This window comes from Streptomyces sp. NPDC042336 (assembly GCF_055581985.1).
On the sequence record NZ_JBVJEA010000006.1, the window covers coordinates 271,592 to 288,800 of the forward strand.

A 17,209-nucleotide genomic window follows, 5' to 3' on the forward strand; every position below is an offset into this window, starting at 1 on the left:
GCAGGGGAAGGCCCGGCTGCCGTCTCACGGGCCGATGAGCGCGTCGGCCAGCTCGGCACCCAGTCGCTCACCGTCCTTGCGGACCAGTTCGGGGACTTGCGCGTTCCATGCCGCCGCCGCGCGCTCCAGGGCATCGGCGCAGGCCCGCCGGGCGCGGCGCCCCAGCACCGCCGTGGCGAGGGGCAGCAGCGGGCGGGCGAAGGAGCGGCCCCTGACCCGTGCCCTCACGGTCACCCGCCATCTTCCGTCCGGGGCGGGGCGCGGTACGACCGTCACCGAGACACGGGCGAGGACATGCGTCACGGTCCCGCTCAGCGGGGCGCGGGACGGAGGCCGGCCGGGACTCGTCGCCTGCCACCACCGGCCGAGGTCGATGTGCAGGCGTCCGGTGCCGCCGAGGTACTTCGCCCACGAGTCACCGCTCGGGCGCAGCGTCGCCGACAGCCACGCCGCCCGGGGCCGTTCGGCGCTCGTGAGCCCGAGGGCGCAGACCAGCCGGACGGGGTGGGCCGGGTCGTCGTCGAGGGTGACGACCTCCAGCGCCGTCTCCCGGCGGCGGTCCCAGGAGACAACGGTGAGGCACTGGTCCGCGTCCGGTTCCCCGTCCTCCTCGCGCACGGGCCGGTACTGCGCGCCCGGCGCCAAGTGCCTCCCCCGTGCCAGGACCACACCGGGCAGCGGACGTCCGTCGGGCAGCCGCAGGCGCCCTTCCTCGGCGTCCGTGCCCTCCGCCAGGTCGTACAGCGCGGCCACGCACGACTCCCACCAGCGGCGGGGTACGGGGACGAGGGTCACGGTGTGCTGGAAACGGGCCATGCGGCGAGGATGGCCGCCCGGAGGGCGCCGCGTCATGGGTGTGACCGGGCAGTGACGGGGCGGCGTCGGCTGCCGGGTTCCCGGGGTGCCTTCCGGTGCCGGCGGCGTCAGTGTCCGTCCGCCTCCGGACGCCGCGCGACGAAGACGAACTCCCGTCCCGCCCGGTCCGGGGCGTCGCGCACCTCCCGTACCACGTACCCCTGTCCGGCCAGGTCGGCCGCCACCTCCTCCCGCTCCCGGAAGCGCAGCGTCGAGTCGGAGGTCAGCACCTCGCCGTCCGCGCCGAAGACGTAGGTCCACCGGAAGGTGACCAGCGGACCGCTCACGTCCAGCAGTCGGCACCAGCTCTCGACGCTGCCCGTACCGGGTACCTCCGTGATCTGGTGCGTGTGCTCGCGGGTCCACTTTTCCCAGGCGCGCCGGGCCGGGTCCCGGGTCTCGAACACGAGGTGTCCGCCGGGCCGCAGGGCCTCGTACGCGCCGCGCAGCGTCCCCTGCCACGAGGTCCGGTCGGTGATCGCCTGGGCGACGTTCGCCGTCATGGTCGCGAGGTCGAGGCGCAGCGGGGGGAGCGAGGTGGCGTCGCCCTCGATCCAGCGCACCCGGTCGGCGCCCGGCCTGCCGCGGGCCACGTCGAGGCTGGCCCCGGCGGGGTCGACACCGACGACGTCGAGGCCGCGGTCGGCCAGCAGCACGGCGAACACCCCGGTTCCGCAGCCGATGTCCAGCACGCTCCGCGCGCCGAGCTCCTCGGCCATGCGCAGATACGGGACCAGGTCGCCGCGGCCGGTTTCGAGCACGTCGTAGAGCGCGGCGAGCCGTGGATGCCGGAAGCACTCGTCAGCCATACGGCCGACGATAGCGTCGGGTCCGCCGGGGAACACGGGGAGGCATGCGCGCACTCGTGATCAACTGCACTCTCAAACCCTCCCCCCAGCCGTCGAACACCGAGGCGCTCGCCGCCACGGTCATCGCGGCGCTCAAGGGCCACGGGGTGGAGGTGGACGTCGTACGGGCCGTCGACCTCCACCTGAAACCGGGGGTCGAGACCGACATGGGCGACGGGGACGACTGGCCGGGCGTGCACGAGAAGCTGCTGGCCGCCGAGATCCTGGTCATCGCGTCGCCGACCTGGCTCGGCCGCCCGTCCTCCGTCGCCCAGCGGGTCCTGGAACGCATGGACGCCATGCTCGGCGAGACCGACGACGAGGACCGCCCGGTCGCCTACAACCGTGTCGCCGGTGTCCTGGTCACCGGGAACGAGGACGGAGCCCACCACGTCATCAGCGAGATCAGCGGCGGGCTCGCGGACCTCGGCTACACCATCCCCGGGCAGGCCTGGACCTACTGGCACCTGGGCCCCGGGCCGGGTCCGGACTTCCTCGACGACGAGCGCGGTCACGACTGGTCGGTCTCCACCGGCCGGGCCATGGCGTCCAACCTGGTGCACGCGGCGCGCGCGCTCGGCGCGATGCCCCTGCCGGCCCCGCCGTCCTGATCCGGAGGCCCCCCGCGCATGTCTGCCGGAGCCGATACGGGGCATTCGTGCACGAGCAACGACGTACGAAACGCATGAGGAGCTGAGGTCCGCCATGACGCACGACCTGACCCCGAAGTACACGGTCCCCGGCATCGAGCGCGAGGCCGCAGGACGGCTGATCGGTGTGCTGCGACTGCGCCTGCACGCCCTCAACGACCTGCATCTGACCCTCAAGCACGTGCACTGGAACGTGGTGGGTCCGCACTTCATCGCGGTCCACGAGATGATCGACCCCCAGGTCGACCAGGTGCGCGAGATGGCCGACGACGTCGCCGAGCGCATCGCCGCGCTCGGCGGGGTGGCCCAGGGCACGCCCGGGGCGCTGGTGGCCGAACGCAAGTGGGACGACTACTCCATCGGACGGGCCGACGCCATCGCCCATCTCGGCGCACTCGACGTGGTGTACACCGGCGTGGTCGAGGGCATGCGCGCGGCGATCGAGGAGGCCGGCAAGATCGACACGGCCACGGAGGACCTCCTGATCGGCCAGCTCAGGGACCTGGAGCAGTTCCAGTGGTTCGTGCGGGCCCACCTGGAGAGCGCCGGCGGCTCCCTTGCCACCGGCAGTGCGACGTCCGAGACGGAGGCGGCGGCACGCGGCGCGGAAGTCGCCTAGCCGGGCCACCCGGCAGCGACGGGGGCGGTGGCCCGGCCGCGTGGCCGCGCCACCGCCCGGGTTCAGCGTCGGCCGAGGCGGCGTTCGCCGCGGCTGCCCGGCTCGTAGGGCAGGTGATAGTGGGCGAAGACGGCGCCCTCGTCCTCGGCGGCCAGCTCACCGTCCGGGTCGATCCCGGGGGCGTCCTTGACCAGCGACTTGTCGTAGGTCACCTTCAGGTAGGACGGTCCTACGGTGGCCTTGTCCACCGGCACGAAGACCAGCCGCCGGCGGGTCGGCAGACCGATCGTGACCGTCGCGAACGCGGGCCGGTCGGTGAGGGTGTCGAAATAGATGGACTCCAGGGTTCCGATCTTGCGGCCGTCGTAGTCCACGACATCGAGGCCGCGCCAGTCACGAATGTTTTCGGCTTCAAACATGCCCAGTCTTCCCTTCCGAGGACGCGCTCAGTGTCTTGTTCCCCGCTTCGCCCCGCTGTCGCCCGCCTGTCCCCTCACCGGCGTAGGGCGCCCGGTCGGGATAGGCTGCCTGGCCGGAAGAAGCGCCCGGGCTCCCGCGGGTGCCCGGTGGAGTTCCGGAGGGGATCGAGTGTGGATGGCACAGGCGCCGAGGACGGCCCGGCCCGCACCCGGAGCGGTGCGCTGCTGGACGTGGGTCCTTTGCCCGGCCGGCCCGGCATCCGGGCCAGTGGTGAGATCAACGTGAGCACCCGGCTCTCCTGGGAGAACGCTCTCACCGAACTGTCCCGGCAGCACACGGACGTGTCCTACGTGGAGCTGTCGGGGGTGCGGTTCGTCGACGTGGCCGGGGTGACGGCACTGGCCGTCACGGCCCTGAACCTGCCCGTCGGCCGGGTCGTGGTGGAGCGGCCGCCGCCGCAACTGCCGCGGGTACTGGACCTGTTCTGGCCGTCCCTGCACCGGATCGAGGTGGCGCCACGATGAGCACGGCGACCACCGACGAGGCATTCACCCATCCGGCGCTGTTCTACCGCTCGGCGGCCGAGTACACCGACCGGACGGTGGCGTTCGTACGGGACGGGCTGGCCGCGGACGAACCGGTGGCGGTGGCCGTACCCGGCCCCAACCTGGAGCTGATCCGGGCGGGACTCGGCACGGACGCCCGGGACGTCACCTTCCTGGACATGACCGAGGCCGGGCGCAACCCGGGCCGGATCATCCCGGGCGTGCTGAGGGCGTTCGCCGACGCGCACACGCGGGCACGGGTGCGGATCATCGGCGAGCCCATCTGGGCCGGACGCAGCGCCGTGGAGTACCCGGCGTGCGCCCAGCACGAGGCGCTGATCAACGCCGCCTTCGCGGGCCGTCCCGCGACGATCCTGTGCCCGTACGACGAGACCCGGCTGGGCGCTGACGTGCTCGCGGACGCCCTGGTCACCCACCCGACGGTCATCACCGGGGGGAGTGAGCGGGTCAGCGAGGAGTACGACTGGCGCGCGGTCGTCACCCGTTACAACGAGCCGCTCGGGCCCGTTCCCGACGCCGGTTCCCTGGCCTTCGGGTCCGGGGAACTGCCCGAGGCCCGCCGTTTCGCGGTCGACCGGGCCGCCTCGCTCGGGCTGACCGGGCGGCGGCTGCAGGACGCGGAACTCGCGGTGTCCGAGCTGATCACCAACAGCGTCGTCCACGGCGGAGGCGACGGAACGGTCGCGGTCTGGGCCGAGGCGGGCCAGGTGGTGTGCGAGGTCCGCGACGCGGGCCGGCTCACGGATCCCCTCGTCGGCCGGCGGCCCCCGGAGCGCGGGCAGATCGGTGGCCGCGGCCTCCTGCTCGTCCACTACGTGGCCGATCTGGTGCGGATCCACACGAGCGACGAGGGCACCGCGGTCCGCTTCTACCTGGGCTTGTGAGGCACCGTCGCTCGGGCCTCGCACACATCGCGGCACTCCGCCATGTGTGCGAGGTCTGAGCCGGGGTAGGCGACGGGTCGTCGGCCGACTAGGTGACACGACGACCGATTTACCGGGAGGGCACATCATGACGACGACGACCGCACAGGCCACCGAGCACGCCACGGCGGAGATGCCGGAGATCGCGGACCCGTCCAAGGTGGCGCCCAAGGACGCGCGGGAGTTGTCGAAGCTGTTCTTCGAGCAGTTGACGGTGCTGGAGGAGGGCACGCCCGAGTACCAGTACGCGCGCAACACGCTGATCGAGATGAACATGTCCCTGGTCCGCTTCGCGGCCGGCCGGTTCCGCAGCCGCGGGCCGGAGGAGATGGAGGACATCGTCCAGGTCGGCATGATCGGTCTGATCAAGGCCATCGACCGGTTCGAACTGACCCGTGAGGTCGAGTTCACCTCCTTCGCCGTGCCCTACATCGTCGGGGAGATCAAGCGGTTCTTCCGGGACACCTCGTGGGCCGTGCACGTGCCCCGGCGTCTTCAGGAGGCCCGCGTCCAGCTGGCCCGGGCCACCGAGGAGCTGCGCAGCCGGCTGGGCCGCAACCCCACCACCCAGGAGCTGTCGGAGCTGATGAGCCTCCCGGAGGACGAGGTCGTCGAGGCCCGGCTGGCGGCCAACGGCTACAACTCCGCCTCCCTGGACGCGGCCATCAGCGGCAGCGAGGACGGTGAGTCGGCGCTCGCCGACTTCATCGGTGCCGACGACGCCGCCCTGGCGCTCGTGGACGACTTCCACGCCCTGGCCCCGATGATCGCCGAGCTGGACGAGCGCGACCGGCAGATCATCCACTGGCGGTTCGTCGAGGAACTCACCCAGAAGGACATCGGCGAGCGCCTCGGCGTCTCCCAGATGCACGTCTCCCGGCTGATCTCGCGCCTGCTGACCCGGCTGCGGGAAGGCATGCTCAGCACCGCCTGAGCGGTGGTCCGGCCTCAGGCCGCGGTCGTCTTCTTCTTCCGGCGACCGCGGCTCTCGCTTCCGCTGAGCGCGTCGACGAGTTGCTGGCGGCTCATCTTCGAGCGGCCGGGGATGTCCTGCTCGGTGGCCCGCTGGTAGAGCTCCGTCTTGCTCAGCTCCCGCAGCTCGCCCCGCGTCGGTGCGCTCCGCCGAGGGGCCCCGGCGGCCTTCCCCCGTGACCCGGCGGCCTTCTTCCGCGAGGCGGGCGGCTTCTTGTCGCCCGCGCCGCCGCCCCTGCCCTTCGCCTGTTCCAGGCTGCCGCGCAGGACGTCCATCAGGTCGACGACGTTGGTGGCCTCGGGTGCCTCCTCGGCAACGGCGATCTCCTCGCCCTCGGCCTTCGCCCGGACCAGCTCGCGGACCTTCTCCTGATAGGTGTCCTGGTAGCGGTCGGGCTCCCAGTCGCCGCTGAGGGCGTCGACGAGACGCAGCGCCATGTCCAGTTCCTTGCCCCGGCCGGCCCGGTCCGACGGCAGATCCGGAAGCTCCTCGACGGGGTCGCGGACCTCGTCGGCCCAGTGCAGCGTCTGGAGCAGCAGGACCCTGTCCTCGGCGCGCAGCACGGTCAGGTACTGCCGGTTGCGCATGACGAAGGTGGCGACACCCGCCTTGCCCGTCTCGGCGAGGGCGGTGCGCAGCAGTTCGTAGACCTTGAGGTACTCCTTGCCGCGCGGGGCGAGGTAGTAGGTGCGGCCGAAGTAGACCGGTTCGATCCGGTCCAGGTCCACGAAGTCGGTGATCTCGAGGGTGCGGGAGCGTCCCGGCGCGATCTCGTCGAGTTCACCGGGCTCCACGACGACGTACTCGCCCTCGCCCACCTCGTATCCCTTGACGATGTCGGCGGCGTCGACCTCCTCGCCGGTGCGCTCGTTGACCCGCCGGTTGCGGATCCGGTCCGAGGTGCCGCGCTGCAACTGGTGGAAGTGGACCGTGTGGTCCTCGGTGGCCGTGAACAGGCCGACGGGCACCGAGACCAGCCCGAAGGTGATGACCCCTGTCCAGATCGCCCGTGCCATGACCGTCCGCTCCGTCCGTCCCGCTCGCACCGCCCGGTCCCGCCACGCTGCCATCCGGCCCGGGGCCCCGCGCGCCGGACGGGGCACACGGGTGGGCGGCCGGCCGACAGCGCGCGGATCGGCCGCCGTCGTTGTTCCCTGTGAGGTGAGCGGGACGGCGGACACGCCCGCGGCCGGCCGTCTCCCCGCCGCACCGCCGCACCGCCGCACCGCCGCACCACCGGACGAACCGTCGATCGAAGCCGAACAGAGGGACCCCCATGAGCTGTCGTCTGAAGCCGATCACCCGCGAGGAGCATCTGCGCTTCGTCACGGCCCGGCCTTCCGTGAGCCACCTGCAAGTCCCCTCCTGGGGCGACGTGAAGCCGGACTGGCGGGCGGAGAGCCTGGGATGGTTCGACGAGGGCGGCGAGCTGGTGGGCGCCGGGCTGGTGCTCCTGCGGCCGCTGCCGCGGCTGAAGCGGTACCTGGCCTACCTGCCCGAGGGCCCGGTCATCGACTGGACGGCGGACGGGCTGGAGCGGTGGCTGGAGCCGATGCTCGCGCACCTGAGGGAACGCGGCGCGTTCACGGTGCGGATGGGGCCGCCGGTGGTGGCACGGCGCTGGAGCGCCGACGCGGTCAAGGCGGCGATCGCCGACCCGGGGGCCCGGCGGCTGGGCGACGTGGAGGCGACGGTGCGCGAGCCCGGGGCGGACGACATCGCCGAGCGGCTGCGCCGGATGGGCTGGCGGCGCACCGAGCCGGGCGGCGAGGACGGCTTCGCCGCGGGCCAGCCGCGCCACGTGTGCCAGGTACCGCTCGCCGGGCGGTCGCTGGAGCAGCTGCAGAACGGCTTCAACCAGCAGTGGCGGCGCAACATCAAGAAGGCCGAGAAGGCCGGCGTCAAGGTCGTCCGGGGAGACGAGGAGGATCTGCCCACCTTCTACGAGCTGTACGTGGAGACCGCGCGCCGGGACCGGTTCGTGCCGCGGCCCCTCGCCTACTTCCGGCGGATGTGGCAGGCGCTGACGGCCGAGGACCCGGACCGCATGCGCCTGTACCTCGCCCACCACGACGGGGAGGTGCTCGCCGCGGCCACGATGCTGACGGTCGGCGAACACGTCTGGTACTCCTACGGCGCGTCCACCAGCCGGCGGCGCGAGGTGCAGCCCAACAACGCCCTGCAGTGGCGGATGATGTGCGACGCCCGTGAACTGGGCGCGGCCGTCTACGACTTCCGCGGCATCACCGACACCCTGGACGAGGACAACCACCTGCTGGGACTGCTCCGGTTCAAGGTCGGCGCGGGCGGACAGGCCGTCGAGTACCTCGGCGAGTGGGATTATCCGCTGAACAGGGTGCTGCACAAGGCCGTGTCCCTGTACCTGGCCCGCCGCTGAGCCGGCCCGTCACGCACCGGGGCGGGCGGGAGCACCGGCCGGAGCCGGTGCGTCGAGCGGCGGTGCTGTGACACGGTGGGCGGACGACCCGCCGCTTCCCGGGCGGCGGGGTCGTGTCCGGCGACGAGGCGAAGCGGGGTGGGCAGATGTCGCGGCTCTTGGTGGTGCAGAACCATCGGGGCGGTGGGGCGGGCCGGTTCGGCGACTGGCTGGCCGCGGGCGGGGTGGCACTGGACGTGGTGCACGCGTACACCGGTGCGGCACTCCCCCGGCGTCCGGCGCACGACGGCGTGCTGGTGCTCGGCGGTGGCTTCCTGCCCGACGACGACGCGCGCGCTCCCTGGCTCGCCCCCACCCGGGCCCTGGTCGCCGAGGCGGTGGAGCGGGGCGCCCCGGTCTTCGGGATCTGCCTCGGCGGACAGCTCCTCGCCCGGGTCGCCGGCGGCACGGTGCGGGGGCAGCACGGTGAACCGGAGTTCGGCAGCACCCCGTTGACCCTGCGCCCCGAGGCCGGTGCCGATCCGCTCTTCGGCGGACTTCCGGAGCGGGTGACGGCGATCGAGCACCACCAGGACGCCGTCACCGCGCTGCCGCCCGGCGCGACGTGGCTCATGTCGAGCGAGCGGTGTCCGTACCAGGCGTTCCGGGTCGGTGAGCGGGCGTGGGGCGTGCAGTTCCACCCCGAGGCGGGGGCGGACCGGGTCAGGTCGTGGGACGCCGGCCGGCTTCGGGCCCGGGGTCTCGACCCGGTGGAACTCGCCCGCCGGGCGGAACGCGACGAGCCCGCGGCCGAGGCGGTCTGGCGCGAGGTGGCCAGGCGCTTCGCCGCGGTCGTCGTCGGGTCCTGAGCACGGGCTCATGGCGGTCAGCCGCTGAAGGCGCCCCGGTCGGCGAAGGCCAGCTCGGCGAAGCGTTCGCCGATGAGGCGGTGGGTGGCGGCGTCCGGGTGGACGTTGTCCGGCAGGGGCAGGTCTGCCACGTCGGTCTGCCCGTAGAGCTCGCGGCCGTCGAGGTAGTACAGGTTCTCGTCGTCGGCGGCCCGTTGGGCGACGATCCGGGACAGCTCGTCCCGGATGACGTTCAGGGTCAGTTTTCCGCTCGCGCGTTCCGCCGGGTCACCCGTGGCGACGAACCGCAGTCGCCCCTCGGCGATGCCGGAGAAGTCGGGGGCCAGGGGACCGGGGGTGTCCTCCTGGACGGGGCACAGGATGGGCGAGACGACCAGCAGGGGGACGGTGGGGTGGCCCTCCCGGACGGTGTCCAGGAACCCGTGCACGGCGGGGCCGAAGGCGCGCAAACGCATGAGGTCGGCGTTGACCACGTTGATGCCGATCTTGACGCTGATCAGGTCGGCGGGGGTGTCGCGCATGGCCCGTGCGGTGAACGGGTCGAGCAGCGCGCTGCCGCCCAGGCCCAGGTTGATCAGCTCGACGCCACCGAGGGAGGCGGCGAGAGCGGGCCACGTGGTGGTGGGGCTCGCGGCGTCGGAGCCGTGGCTGATCGAGCTGCCGTGGTGCAGCCAGACCCGGCGGCCCGGGTCGGGGGCGGGCTCCACGGGGGCGTTGGTGCGCAGGGCCACGAGTTCGGTGGTCTCGTTGTGCGGCAGCCAGATCTCGATGTCCTTGCGGCCCTCGGGCAGGTCCGTGAAGCGGAGGGTACCCACCTCACCGGGCTCGACGCCCGCGGTGCCGGTGGTCATGTCGATGGTCAGGACGTTGCCACCCGCGACACTGCCCCGGCCCGCCGGACGCCCGTCGACGAGCAGGTCGTAGACGCCGTCCGGGCGTGGCGGGACACCCGCGTAGACCCGCTTGGTGGGCAGGGTGTCCAGTTCGAGGGCGGTGGCGCGGGTGCGCAGGGCAAGGCGTACGCCGGAGGGCTGGGACTCGGCCATGGCCAGCTGTCCGTCGTTGTTCTGCGCACGGGCTCGGGCGGGCAGCCGGTGGGGCAGCAGACCGCGCTCGGTGCGCTCCAGGTCGAGGGCACCCCGCAGGAGGTCGGCGGTGATGGGCGTGGTGATCCAGTCGTTCGTGCTGCGCATGTCGTCTCCGGCGGTGGTGCGGCTGGGTGAGCGGCTTCTCCCTTCATGGATTGTGCACTGACCTAATCTCCTTAGGCAAATTGCTTATCGTGACAGGAATCCCTACTCTGCCTTCCGTGGCAGAAGTGACGGCTTCCAACGGGAAAACGCCACCCCTGCCGATCGCCGCCCCACCAGGAGGTACGTTCCGGCCATGCACACCGTCGCCGTCCTCGCGCTGGACCGGGTGATCCCGTTCGACCTGTCCACCCCGATCGAGGTCTTCACCCGGACCCGGCTCCCCGACGGCCGTCCCGGCTACCGGATCCGGGTGTGTGCCGAGCACCCCGAGATCGACGCCGGCGCGTTCACGATGCGCGCGCCCTGGGGACTGGACGGACTGCGGGAGGCGGACACCATCATCCTGCCCGGTACGGCCACCCCCACCGACCCGCTCTCCCCCGCCGTCCGCGACGCGCTGCGCACGGCCGCCGGGAACGGCACACGGATCGCCTCCATCTGCTCCGGCACCTTCCCGCTGGCCGCCACCGGGCTGCTGGACGGGCTGCGGGCCACCACCCACTGGATCGCCGCGAAAGCGCTGGCCGGCACCCATCCGGGCATCGACGTCGACCCGGACGTCCTGTACGTCGACAACGGCCAGATCCTCACCTCGGCAGGCGCCGCCGCGGGCCTGGACCTGTGCCTGCACATGATCCGGCGCGACTACGGCTCGGCGGTCGCCGCGCACGCCGCCCGGCTGTCGGTGATGCCGCTCGAACGCGAAGGCGGCCAGGCCCAGTTCGTCGTCCACGACTACCCGCCCGTGCCCCGCGGTTCCGCCCTCGAACCCCTGCTGACCTGGCTGCGCGAGAATCTGGCCCGCGACCTCTCCCTCGCCGACATCGCCGCGCACGCCGGGATGAGCACCCGGACGCTGATCCGCCGCTTCCGCGAGCAGACCGGCAGCACCCCGCTCCAGTGGCTGCACCGTGCCCGGGTCCGCCAGGCGCAGCATCTGCTGGAGACGACGGAGCACTCGGTGGAACGCATCGCCGCCCAGGTCGGCTTCGGCTCGCCGACGGCCTTCCGCGACCGCTTCAAGCGCACCACCGGCGTCAGCCCGCACGCCTACCGGCGCACCTTCGGCTGACGGCCGGCGGCCCGGCACCGTGTCCCGGGTGGGCCCCGCTCGGGTCGCGGGGCCGCCCGGGTGACCGTAGACAGAGGGCATGGGCGCAGGCAGCGAGGGAACCGGCGACGGCATGTCGCAGCCCCACCTGGTCACGTTCGGGCACGGCACCGCGGGCCGCGCGGAGCTGGCCGGACTGCTGCGCGGTGCCGGTGTCGCCTCCGTGGTCGACGTCAGGACCGCCCCCGGCAGCCGCCGCGACCCCGACCTGCTGCGGGACCGGCTGGCCCGCTGGATGCCCGAGGAGGGCCTCGCCTACCGGTGGGAGCGCCGCCTGGGCGGGTTCCGCAAGCCCGCGCCCGACTCGCCCGACGTCGTCTGGCGCAACGCGTCCTTCCGCGCGTACGCGGGACACACCCGGTCGCCGGAGTTCGTCGAGGCGATGGACGAGTTGCTGGCCCGGGCGGCGCACGAGCGCACCGCGGTCATGTGCGGCGAGTCGGTGTGGTGGCGGTGCCACCGACGCCTCATCGCCGACTTCGCCGTGCTGGCCCGTGACACCCCCGCGGACCACCTCATGCACGACGGCCGGCTGACGGCCCACTCCCCCACCCCGGGCGTGCGGCTGCGGTCGGACGGCCTGCTCGTCTACGACGACGTGGAGGCGGTGGCGAAGTAGGCCACACCGGCGCCGGGGCGGCCCCGACGGCTCACGAACGACGCCGAGGGACGGACGGTGACGGATGGACGGACGGCGGAGAACGAACGGCGGAGGACGGAGGGCGGAGGCCATGCAGCGCAAGGGCGGGCGTCGCCGGGACTCGGGCGGCCAGGACACGGAAGCGGTCGAGCAGGTCCTGGACGAGCTGTACACCACGCCTCCCTCCGCCTTCGTCTCCCGTCGTGAGGAACGCGCCGCGGCCGCCAGAACGGCCGGCCGCAAGGAGGACGCCCGCCGCATCCACGCCGCCCGCAGGCCCACGCTCGGCGCCTGGGCGGCGAATCTGCTGACCCGCTCCCGACCCGAGGAGACCCGGCGGTTCCTGGAGCTGGGGCAGGCACTGCGCGAGGCACACCGCACCCTGGACGCCACCGGGCTCAAGGAACTCTCGGCGCAGCGCCGGCGGATCGTCGCCGCCCTCTCCCGGCAGGCCGCACAGCTCGCCGGCGAGACCGGGCAGCGGCTCTCCCCGGCGGCGCAGCGGGAGGTCGAGTCGACCCTGCGCGCGGTCCTCGCGGACCCGGAGGCGGCCGAGCGATGGGCCGGGGGACGCCTGGAGGTCTCCCTGACCCCGCCCTCGGCCTTTCCCTCGGGCACCGCTCCGGCGGAACCCGCCCGGAGCGAACCAGGGGCGGCAGTACGCCCGAAGTCCCGCCGTACCGCCACCGGCACCCGGGCGAGGGACGAACTCGCCGAGCGGCGCCGCAGACGGCGTGAGGAACTGGAGCGGGCCGAGCAGGAGGCCGAGCGGGCCGAGGGGCACCTGCGGGACGCACGCGCCGAGCAGGCCGACGCGCGGGAGTCACTGCGCCGGGCCGACGACGAACTGTGCCGGGCCCGCGAGACGGTGGCCGCCGCCGCGGAGCGGCTGCGCGCGGCACACGAGGACCTCGACCGGGCCGAACGGGAACGGCACGAGGCCGAGGAGCGGGACCGTTCGGCCGCGGACGCCGTCGCGGGAGCCGAGCGGGAGGCACGGGCGAGCGCACGCCGGGTGGACCGTCTCGCCGGCCGGGACAGGTAATACGGCTCGTCCGATTGAGTACTCGTACTCATGAGGCGCTTCCCCCCGCCGGGGGACGCTTGCCGCACCAGCCACCCCCACCAGGGAGTCAACCGTGCGTACCACCCATCCGTTTCACCGACCGTCGGCCGCGTCCGCCGTCCGCACCGGACGGTCCGTCCGCGGTCTCGTCCTGGCCTGTGTGGCCGCCGCCGCGGTGCTGACCGGCTGCTCCATTCAGGAGGCCAGCTGCGGCGGCGGTGAGTACCCGGTCCTGAGCATCGGTGGCACGGGCAGTGCGTGTGTGCCCAACGGCGAGGAGCCGCCCCAGGGTTACACCCGCTACCCCGAGGGCAAGGTCCCGGAACACGTCGGCGACAAGTGGGACACCTACTGGCAGACACATACCGTCGACGAGCACGGGAAGGTCGTGGAGGTGCCCGAGGGCGGGTGACCGCCCCGCTCCGCGGTCCGAACACCTGCACGGGGTTGCGGCGGCACATACCACGACGGTGGCCATACGTGGTATACCGACTCGGCAGCGAACAGGGCATCAACTGAGGGCTGCGCGTCAGCCTTCACGGCCGCGAACCAAGGAGAGTCCACACATGTCCGAGAGCACGATGCAGTCCGCCACGGAACTGGCGTCGCAGTACAGCGTCCAGGTGACCGACGACCTGGAGCGCAACGTCAAGGAGCAGGAACGTGTCAGCGCGGAGATCACGGCTCTCCAGCAGCAACTGGCCGCGCTCCAGCACGACCACGCCCTGCTGGTGAACATGCAGCAGGCCCTCGGCATCACCTCGCCGCCGCAGTCCGCCGCCGCGACCGAGGCCGCCACGGTGCCGGCACCGCGCGGCGGTGCCGCCCCGCGGCCGGCCACCGGCAAGGCGACGCGGAGCAAGAAGGCCACCACCGCGCCCAAGCGCGCGGCGGCCTCGAAGACGACGGCGAAGAAGGCCGCCGGGGCGACCGCCACGACGACCACCGGGACGGCCGCCAAGACCGCCGACAAGGCGCCCGCGAAGACATCCGCCAAGACGGTGGACAAGGCACCCGCCAAGACGGCCGCCAAGTCTGCCGCCAAGACCGCCGGGAAGCCCGCCACCAAGACCGCCGGGAAGCCCGCGGCGAAGAAGGCGGCGGCGCGGGACGCCGACCGGCCGACCCTGGTGGAGCTGGTGCGCGAACACCTCGCCGGGCAGCGCGAGCCGCGGTCCGCCGCCGAGGTCACCACGGCCCTGGGCGAGGCCCACTCCGGACGTACCGTCAAGACCACGGTCGTGCGCACCACGCTCGAGGGACTCGTCGCCAAGAACCAGGCCCAGCGCACCAAGCAGGGCACCTCGGTCTACTACACCGCCACCGAGGCCGCCGCGCCCGAGCCGAAGCAGGACGCCGCGGCCGAGGCCCCCTCCGCGCCGAGCGGCAGCTGAGCGGACCCCGGCACCCCGGGCGTGACGCGGCGCGCGGCCGGGGGAGATCGGGGTGAGTATCGGTGGATGGGTGTTGTACTGCCGGTGCTCTTCGCACTGCTCGCCGCCTTCAGCAACGCGCTGGCCACCGTGCTCCAGCGGCGCGCCGCGCTGAGTGTGCCGCAGTCCCAGGGGTTCCGCCCCGGACTCGTCCTCGACCTGTTGCGGCGCCCCGTGTGGCTCGGCGGCATGCTGGCCGTCGTGGTGGCCGGTGTGGGGCAGGCGGTCGCCCTGGCGACGGGGCCGCTGTCACTCGTACAGCCCCTGTTCGTGCTGGAGCTTCCGCTGGCCCTGCTGCTGGCCTCGCTGCTGACCGGCAACCGGCTGCCGCAGGTCATGTGGCTCGCCGTGGGCGGGGTGGTGGTGGGGCTCGGTGTCGCACTGGCCTCGGCCGCGCCGGACGGCGGCGAGGCCGACGTGCCCCTGGACCGCTGGGTGCCGGCGCTGGCGGCCTGTGCCGGGGCGGCCGTACTGCTGGCCGCCGCCGGCCTGAAGCGCCCTGTCGGCAAGGCCCGCGCCGGTTGCCTCGGCGCGGCCACGGCGGTGTGTTACGCGCTGACGGCCGGTCTGATGAAGGACTCCATGCGCGTCCTGGACTCCGACGGCCTGGTGGGCTTCTTCACCGCCTGGCAGACCTACGGCTTCGCGGCGGCCGGGGTGTGTGCCGTGCTGCTGCTGGAGCACGCCATGCAGGGCGGTCCGCTGGTCGCCTCGCAGCCCGCCCTCACGCTGGGCGACGCGACGGTGAGCCTGCTGCTCGGCGTGGTCCTGTACCGGGAGGACGTACGGGGCGACTGGTGGGTCGTGCCCCAGCTGCTCGGTGTGGCACTGATCGTGGTGGGCGTGCTGCACCTGGCCCGGCGCGGCGCGGATCTGCGCACCGCGCAGTGAGCGTCCAGCGGACCGGGTGGCGAAGCGCGCCGCGCTCCCCCACGAACCCGCAGGTCAGCCATTTCCGCAGGTCAACGCGGGTGGCGTAACTTCGGCGAAACATGGTGCGGGTTACCGTGAGCGGCATGGACCACCACGGGGGACGGCCGCGCGCCGAGCGGGCCCGGCAGCTGGCCGACGTACTGCGGCAGCAGATCACGGACGGTGCCTTCGCCGCCGGCACGCTGCCCGACGAACGGGACCTGGGCCGCCGGTTCGGCGCCTCGCGCAACGCCGTGCGGGACGCCCTGGCCCTGCTGCGCGAAGAAGGTCTGATCACCCGGCGGCGCGGGGTCGGGACCACGGTGCTGCTGCCGAAGTACGGGCACGGTCTGGACCGGCTGACCGGGCTGGCCGAGGAGCTGACCGGACGCGGCACCGTGACCAACGAGGTGCGGGTCGCCGCGGAGGTGCCGGTGCTGCCCGCCGCGATCGCCGCCCGCCTGGAGGTGCCGTCCGGGGCGGGCGGGGTGTACGTGGAGCGGCTGCGGTGGCTGGACGGGCTGCCCTTCTCGCTGGACACCAGCTACCTGACCGCCGGCATCGGCCGTGCCGTGCTCGCCGGAGACCTGCGGGAGCGGGACGTGTTCGGCCTGATCGAGGAGGCCGCGGGCGTCCGGCTCGGGCGGGCGGAGGTGGCCGTGCACGCGGTCAACGCGGACCCCGGCACAGCCGGGTTGCTGGGGATCGAGCCCGGGGCGGCGGTGTTCGCCCTGGAGCGGCTGACCCGGCTGGCGGACGGTCGGCCGGTGGACACCGAGTCGATCCGCATCCGCGCGGACCGGATGACCCTGCGCGCCACGCTCCGGCGTGGTGGGCCGCGGACCACCTGAGAGGAGGCCGGCGATGGCCGGTGCGAGTCTGCCCGTGCTGGTGGCGCTGGGGCTGCTGGGTCTGGTCGGCGGGGTGGGCATCACCGCCGTCGGACCGGGCGGGGTGCTGCCCACCATCGGCCTGTTCGCCCTCACCGGTCTGACGCCGGCGGAGGTCGCCGGGACGGCCATCGTCACCCATGTCGCCACCGGAGTCCTCGCGACCGCCGCCTACACCCGCTCCGGGCAGCTGCGCGAGCCGGGGACCCGGCACACCGCGCTGGTCCTGGCCGTGACCGCGGTTGCCGGCACCCCGCTCGGCGTCCTGGCCAACTCGTACGTGTCCGAGCGGATGTTCGGGCTGGTGCTCGCGGGGTTCGTGGCGGGGGTGGCGGGCCTGGTGTGGTTCCGCGAGCGTCGCCGTCCGGCCTCCCCGCGGGCACACCCGCCGACGGCGGTGGTGGCGGGGCTGGGCGGCGCGGTGGCCGTCGCGGCCGGGGTCGTCGGCATCGGCGGACCGATGCTGACCGTCCCGCTGCTGGTCGCCCTGGGCGTGCCCCTGCTGGAGTCCCTCGCCTCGGCCCAGGCGCAGTCCGTCGTCATCGCCGGGGTGGGAACGGTGGGTTACCTGGCCCAGGGAGCCGTCGACTGGCCGCTGGCGGTGCTGGTCGGCGTGCCCGAGCTGGCGGGGGTGCTGCTGGGCTGGCGGATCGCCCACGCGCTGCCCACGCGCCGGCTGAAGTACGTCCTGATCGCGACGCTGTTCGCACTCGCCCCGTACCTCGCCCTGCACGGCTGACCGAGATGCCCGAAGCGCCCACCTGATGCACAGTGGTCCCAATCGAACGGTCCACCCGGAGGGAC

The 17,209-nt window shown here is 73.3% G+C and carries 20 protein-coding genes; 15 read left to right on the top strand and 5 right to left on the bottom strand.

Translation table 11 applies throughout. From position 1 onward, the window contains the following. Positions 1-24 precede the first annotated feature (24 nt). Positions 25-816 (bottom strand): hypothetical protein, encoded by a 792-nt coding sequence (locus ACZ6IM_RS16045; protein WP_469557072.1) that lies wholly within the window; start codon positions 814-816, stop codon positions 25-27. A gap of 107 nt (positions 817-923) precedes the next feature. Then, positions 924-1,664, bottom strand: a complete 741-nt coding sequence (locus tag ACZ6IM_RS16050; RefSeq protein ID WP_469557074.1) for a class I SAM-dependent methyltransferase — start codon at positions 1,662-1,664, stop codon at positions 924-926. Between the two features lie 44 nt (positions 1,665-1,708). Between ACZ6IM_RS16050 and ACZ6IM_RS16055 the strand changes: the two genes are divergently transcribed. Continuing rightward, complete coding sequence (locus tag ACZ6IM_RS16055; RefSeq protein ID WP_469557076.1) at positions 1,709-2,314, top strand: flavodoxin family protein; 606 nt, start codon at positions 1,709-1,711, stop codon at positions 2,312-2,314. A 94-nt stretch (positions 2,315-2,408) separates the two neighbouring features. Beyond that, positions 2,409-2,972, top strand: a complete 564-nt coding sequence (locus ACZ6IM_RS16060) for a Dps family protein (RefSeq protein ID WP_052841258.1) — start codon at positions 2,409-2,411, stop codon at positions 2,970-2,972. Positions 2,973-3,034: 62 nt separating this feature from the next. On the opposite strand, the gene ACZ6IM_RS16065 is transcribed toward ACZ6IM_RS16060, so the two are convergent. Beyond that, positions 3,035-3,391: a PRC-barrel domain-containing protein gene (locus tag ACZ6IM_RS16065; RefSeq protein WP_052841257.1), complete on the bottom strand. Its 357-nt coding sequence runs from the start codon at positions 3,389-3,391 to the stop codon at positions 3,035-3,037. Between the two features lie 171 nt (positions 3,392-3,562). On the opposite strand from ACZ6IM_RS16065, the gene ACZ6IM_RS16070 reads away from it, so the two are divergent. The 3 genes from ACZ6IM_RS16070 to ACZ6IM_RS16080 all read left to right on the top strand — a co-directional run bounded on the left by ACZ6IM_RS16070 (position 3,563) and on the right by ACZ6IM_RS16080 (position 5,815). After that, a complete protein-coding gene (locus tag ACZ6IM_RS16070; protein WP_052841256.1) occupies positions 3,563-3,916 on the top strand; it encodes an STAS domain-containing protein in 354 nt (117 codons plus the stop codon). Beyond that, positions 3,913-4,842, top strand: coding sequence for an anti-sigma factor RsbA family regulatory protein (locus ACZ6IM_RS16075; protein WP_052841255.1), 930 nt, complete (start codon positions 3,913-3,915; stop codon positions 4,840-4,842). The genes ACZ6IM_RS16070 and ACZ6IM_RS16075 overlap by 4 nt, the downstream gene beginning before the upstream one ends. A gap of 127 nt (positions 4,843-4,969) precedes the next feature. After that, positions 4,970-5,815, top strand: coding sequence for an RNA polymerase sigma factor SigF (locus ACZ6IM_RS16080; protein WP_052841254.1), 846 nt, complete (start codon positions 4,970-4,972; stop codon positions 5,813-5,815). A 14-nt stretch (positions 5,816-5,829) separates the two neighbouring features. On the opposite strand, the gene ku is transcribed toward ACZ6IM_RS16080, so the two are convergent. Next, positions 5,830-6,870, bottom strand: a complete 1,041-nt coding sequence (gene ku, locus ACZ6IM_RS16085) for a non-homologous end joining protein Ku (protein ID WP_469557079.1) — start codon at positions 6,868-6,870, stop codon at positions 5,830-5,832. Positions 6,871-7,130: 260 nt separating this feature from the next. On the opposite strand from ku, the gene femY reads away from it, so the two are divergent. Both femY and ACZ6IM_RS16095 read left to right on the top strand, forming a co-directional pair. Continuing rightward, on the top strand, positions 7,131-8,252 hold the full coding sequence (gene femY / locus ACZ6IM_RS16090; RefSeq protein ID WP_469557081.1) for a peptidoglycan bridge formation glycyltransferase FemY: 1,122 nt from the start codon (positions 7,131-7,133) through the stop codon (positions 8,250-8,252). Between the two features lie 146 nt (positions 8,253-8,398). Then, complete coding sequence (locus tag ACZ6IM_RS16095) at positions 8,399-9,100, top strand: type 1 glutamine amidotransferase (protein ID WP_469557083.1); 702 nt, start codon at positions 8,399-8,401, stop codon at positions 9,098-9,100. Between the two features lie 17 nt (positions 9,101-9,117). Here the strand turns inward: ACZ6IM_RS16095 and ACZ6IM_RS16100 are convergent, their stop codons facing one another. Next, a complete protein-coding gene (locus tag ACZ6IM_RS16100) occupies positions 9,118-10,293 on the bottom strand; it encodes a GDSL-type esterase/lipase family protein (RefSeq protein ID WP_469557085.1) in 1,176 nt (391 codons plus the stop codon). Between the two features lie 193 nt (positions 10,294-10,486). Here ACZ6IM_RS16100 and ACZ6IM_RS16105 point away from each other — a divergent pair, with 193 nt between their 5' ends. From ACZ6IM_RS16105 to ACZ6IM_RS16140, 8 genes are all read left to right on the top strand, one after another. Beyond that, complete coding sequence (locus tag ACZ6IM_RS16105; protein WP_052841250.1) at positions 10,487-11,425, top strand: GlxA family transcriptional regulator; 939 nt, start codon at positions 10,487-10,489, stop codon at positions 11,423-11,425. A gap of 79 nt (positions 11,426-11,504) precedes the next feature. Continuing rightward, positions 11,505-12,083 (top strand): DUF488 domain-containing protein, encoded by a 579-nt coding sequence (locus ACZ6IM_RS16110; RefSeq protein ID WP_052841249.1) that lies wholly within the window; start codon positions 11,505-11,507, stop codon positions 12,081-12,083. Between the two features lie 112 nt (positions 12,084-12,195). Beyond that, positions 12,196-13,149 (top strand): hypothetical protein, encoded by a 954-nt coding sequence (locus ACZ6IM_RS16115; RefSeq protein ID WP_469557087.1) that lies wholly within the window; start codon positions 12,196-12,198, stop codon positions 13,147-13,149. 94 nt (positions 13,150-13,243) lie between these two features. Beyond that, a complete protein-coding gene (locus ACZ6IM_RS16120) occupies positions 13,244-13,582 on the top strand; it encodes an SCO0607 family lipoprotein (RefSeq protein ID WP_469557089.1) in 339 nt (112 codons plus the stop codon). Positions 13,583-13,736: 154 nt separating this feature from the next. Further along, the gene (locus tag ACZ6IM_RS16125) at positions 13,737-14,564 is read left to right on the top strand and encodes a hypothetical protein (protein WP_469557091.1); all 828 of its coding nucleotides are present in this window, start codon (positions 13,737-13,739) and stop codon (positions 14,562-14,564) included. A gap of 66 nt (positions 14,565-14,630) precedes the next feature. Beyond that, positions 14,631-15,494 carry a DMT family transporter gene (locus ACZ6IM_RS16130; RefSeq protein WP_052841245.1) on the top strand — a complete coding sequence of 288 codons (864 nt, stop codon included), beginning with the start codon at positions 14,631-14,633 and terminating at the stop codon, positions 15,492-15,494. A 125-nt stretch (positions 15,495-15,619) separates the two neighbouring features. Next, entirely contained in the window at positions 15,620-16,366 is a 747-nt protein-coding gene (locus tag ACZ6IM_RS16135) for a GntR family transcriptional regulator (protein WP_469557093.1), read from the top strand. A 13-nt stretch (positions 16,367-16,379) separates the two neighbouring features. Then, positions 16,380-17,144 (top strand): sulfite exporter TauE/SafE family protein, encoded by a 765-nt coding sequence (locus ACZ6IM_RS16140; protein WP_052841242.1) that lies wholly within the window; start codon positions 16,380-16,382, stop codon positions 17,142-17,144. Positions 17,145-17,209 lie beyond the last annotated feature (65 nt).

Excerpts from the sequence above, each read along its gene's own strand:
- ACZ6IM_RS16095 (WP_469557083.1), top strand. The coding sequence starts at position 8,399 with ATGTCGCGGCTCTTGGTGGTGCAGAACCATCGGGGCGGTGGGGCGGGC.
- ACZ6IM_RS16140 (WP_052841242.1), top strand. The coding sequence starts at position 16,380 with ATGGCCGGTGCGAGTCTGCCCGTGCTGGTGGCGCTGGGGCTGCTGGGT.
- ACZ6IM_RS16055 (WP_469557076.1), top strand. The coding sequence starts at position 1,709 with ATGCGCGCACTCGTGATCAACTGCACTCTCAAACCCTCCCCCCAGCCG.
- ACZ6IM_RS16080 (WP_052841254.1), top strand. The coding sequence starts at position 4,970 with ATGACGACGACGACCGCACAGGCCACCGAGCACGCCACGGCGGAGATG.
- ACZ6IM_RS16115 (WP_469557087.1), top strand. The coding sequence starts at position 12,196 with ATGCAGCGCAAGGGCGGGCGTCGCCGGGACTCGGGCGGCCAGGACACG.
- ACZ6IM_RS16130 (WP_052841245.1), top strand. The coding sequence starts at position 14,631 with ATGGGTGTTGTACTGCCGGTGCTCTTCGCACTGCTCGCCGCCTTCAGC.
- ACZ6IM_RS16045 (WP_469557072.1), bottom strand. The coding sequence starts at position 816 with ATGGCCCGTTTCCAGCACACCGTGACCCTCGTCCCCGTACCCCGCCGC.
- ACZ6IM_RS16100 (WP_469557085.1), bottom strand. The coding sequence starts at position 10,293 with ATGCGCAGCACGAACGACTGGATCACCACGCCCATCACCGCCGACCTC.
- ACZ6IM_RS16075 (WP_052841255.1), top strand. The coding sequence starts at position 3,913 with ATGAGCACGGCGACCACCGACGAGGCATTCACCCATCCGGCGCTGTTC.
- ACZ6IM_RS16125 (WP_469557091.1), top strand. The coding sequence starts at position 13,737 with ATGTCCGAGAGCACGATGCAGTCCGCCACGGAACTGGCGTCGCAGTAC.
- femY (WP_469557081.1), top strand. The coding sequence starts at position 7,131 with ATGAGCTGTCGTCTGAAGCCGATCACCCGCGAGGAGCATCTGCGCTTC.
- ACZ6IM_RS16135 (WP_469557093.1), top strand. The coding sequence starts at position 15,620 with ATGGACCACCACGGGGGACGGCCGCGCGCCGAGCGGGCCCGGCAGCTG.
- ACZ6IM_RS16050 (WP_469557074.1), bottom strand. The coding sequence starts at position 1,664 with ATGGCTGACGAGTGCTTCCGGCATCCACGGCTCGCCGCGCTCTACGAC.
- ACZ6IM_RS16110 (WP_052841249.1), top strand. The coding sequence starts at position 11,505 with ATGGGCGCAGGCAGCGAGGGAACCGGCGACGGCATGTCGCAGCCCCAC.
- ACZ6IM_RS16060 (WP_052841258.1), top strand. The coding sequence starts at position 2,409 with ATGACGCACGACCTGACCCCGAAGTACACGGTCCCCGGCATCGAGCGC.
- ku (WP_469557079.1), bottom strand. The coding sequence starts at position 6,870 with ATGGCACGGGCGATCTGGACAGGGGTCATCACCTTCGGGCTGGTCTCG.
- ACZ6IM_RS16105 (WP_052841250.1), top strand. The coding sequence starts at position 10,487 with ATGCACACCGTCGCCGTCCTCGCGCTGGACCGGGTGATCCCGTTCGAC.
- ACZ6IM_RS16065 (WP_052841257.1), bottom strand. The coding sequence starts at position 3,391 with ATGTTTGAAGCCGAAAACATTCGTGACTGGCGCGGCCTCGATGTCGTG.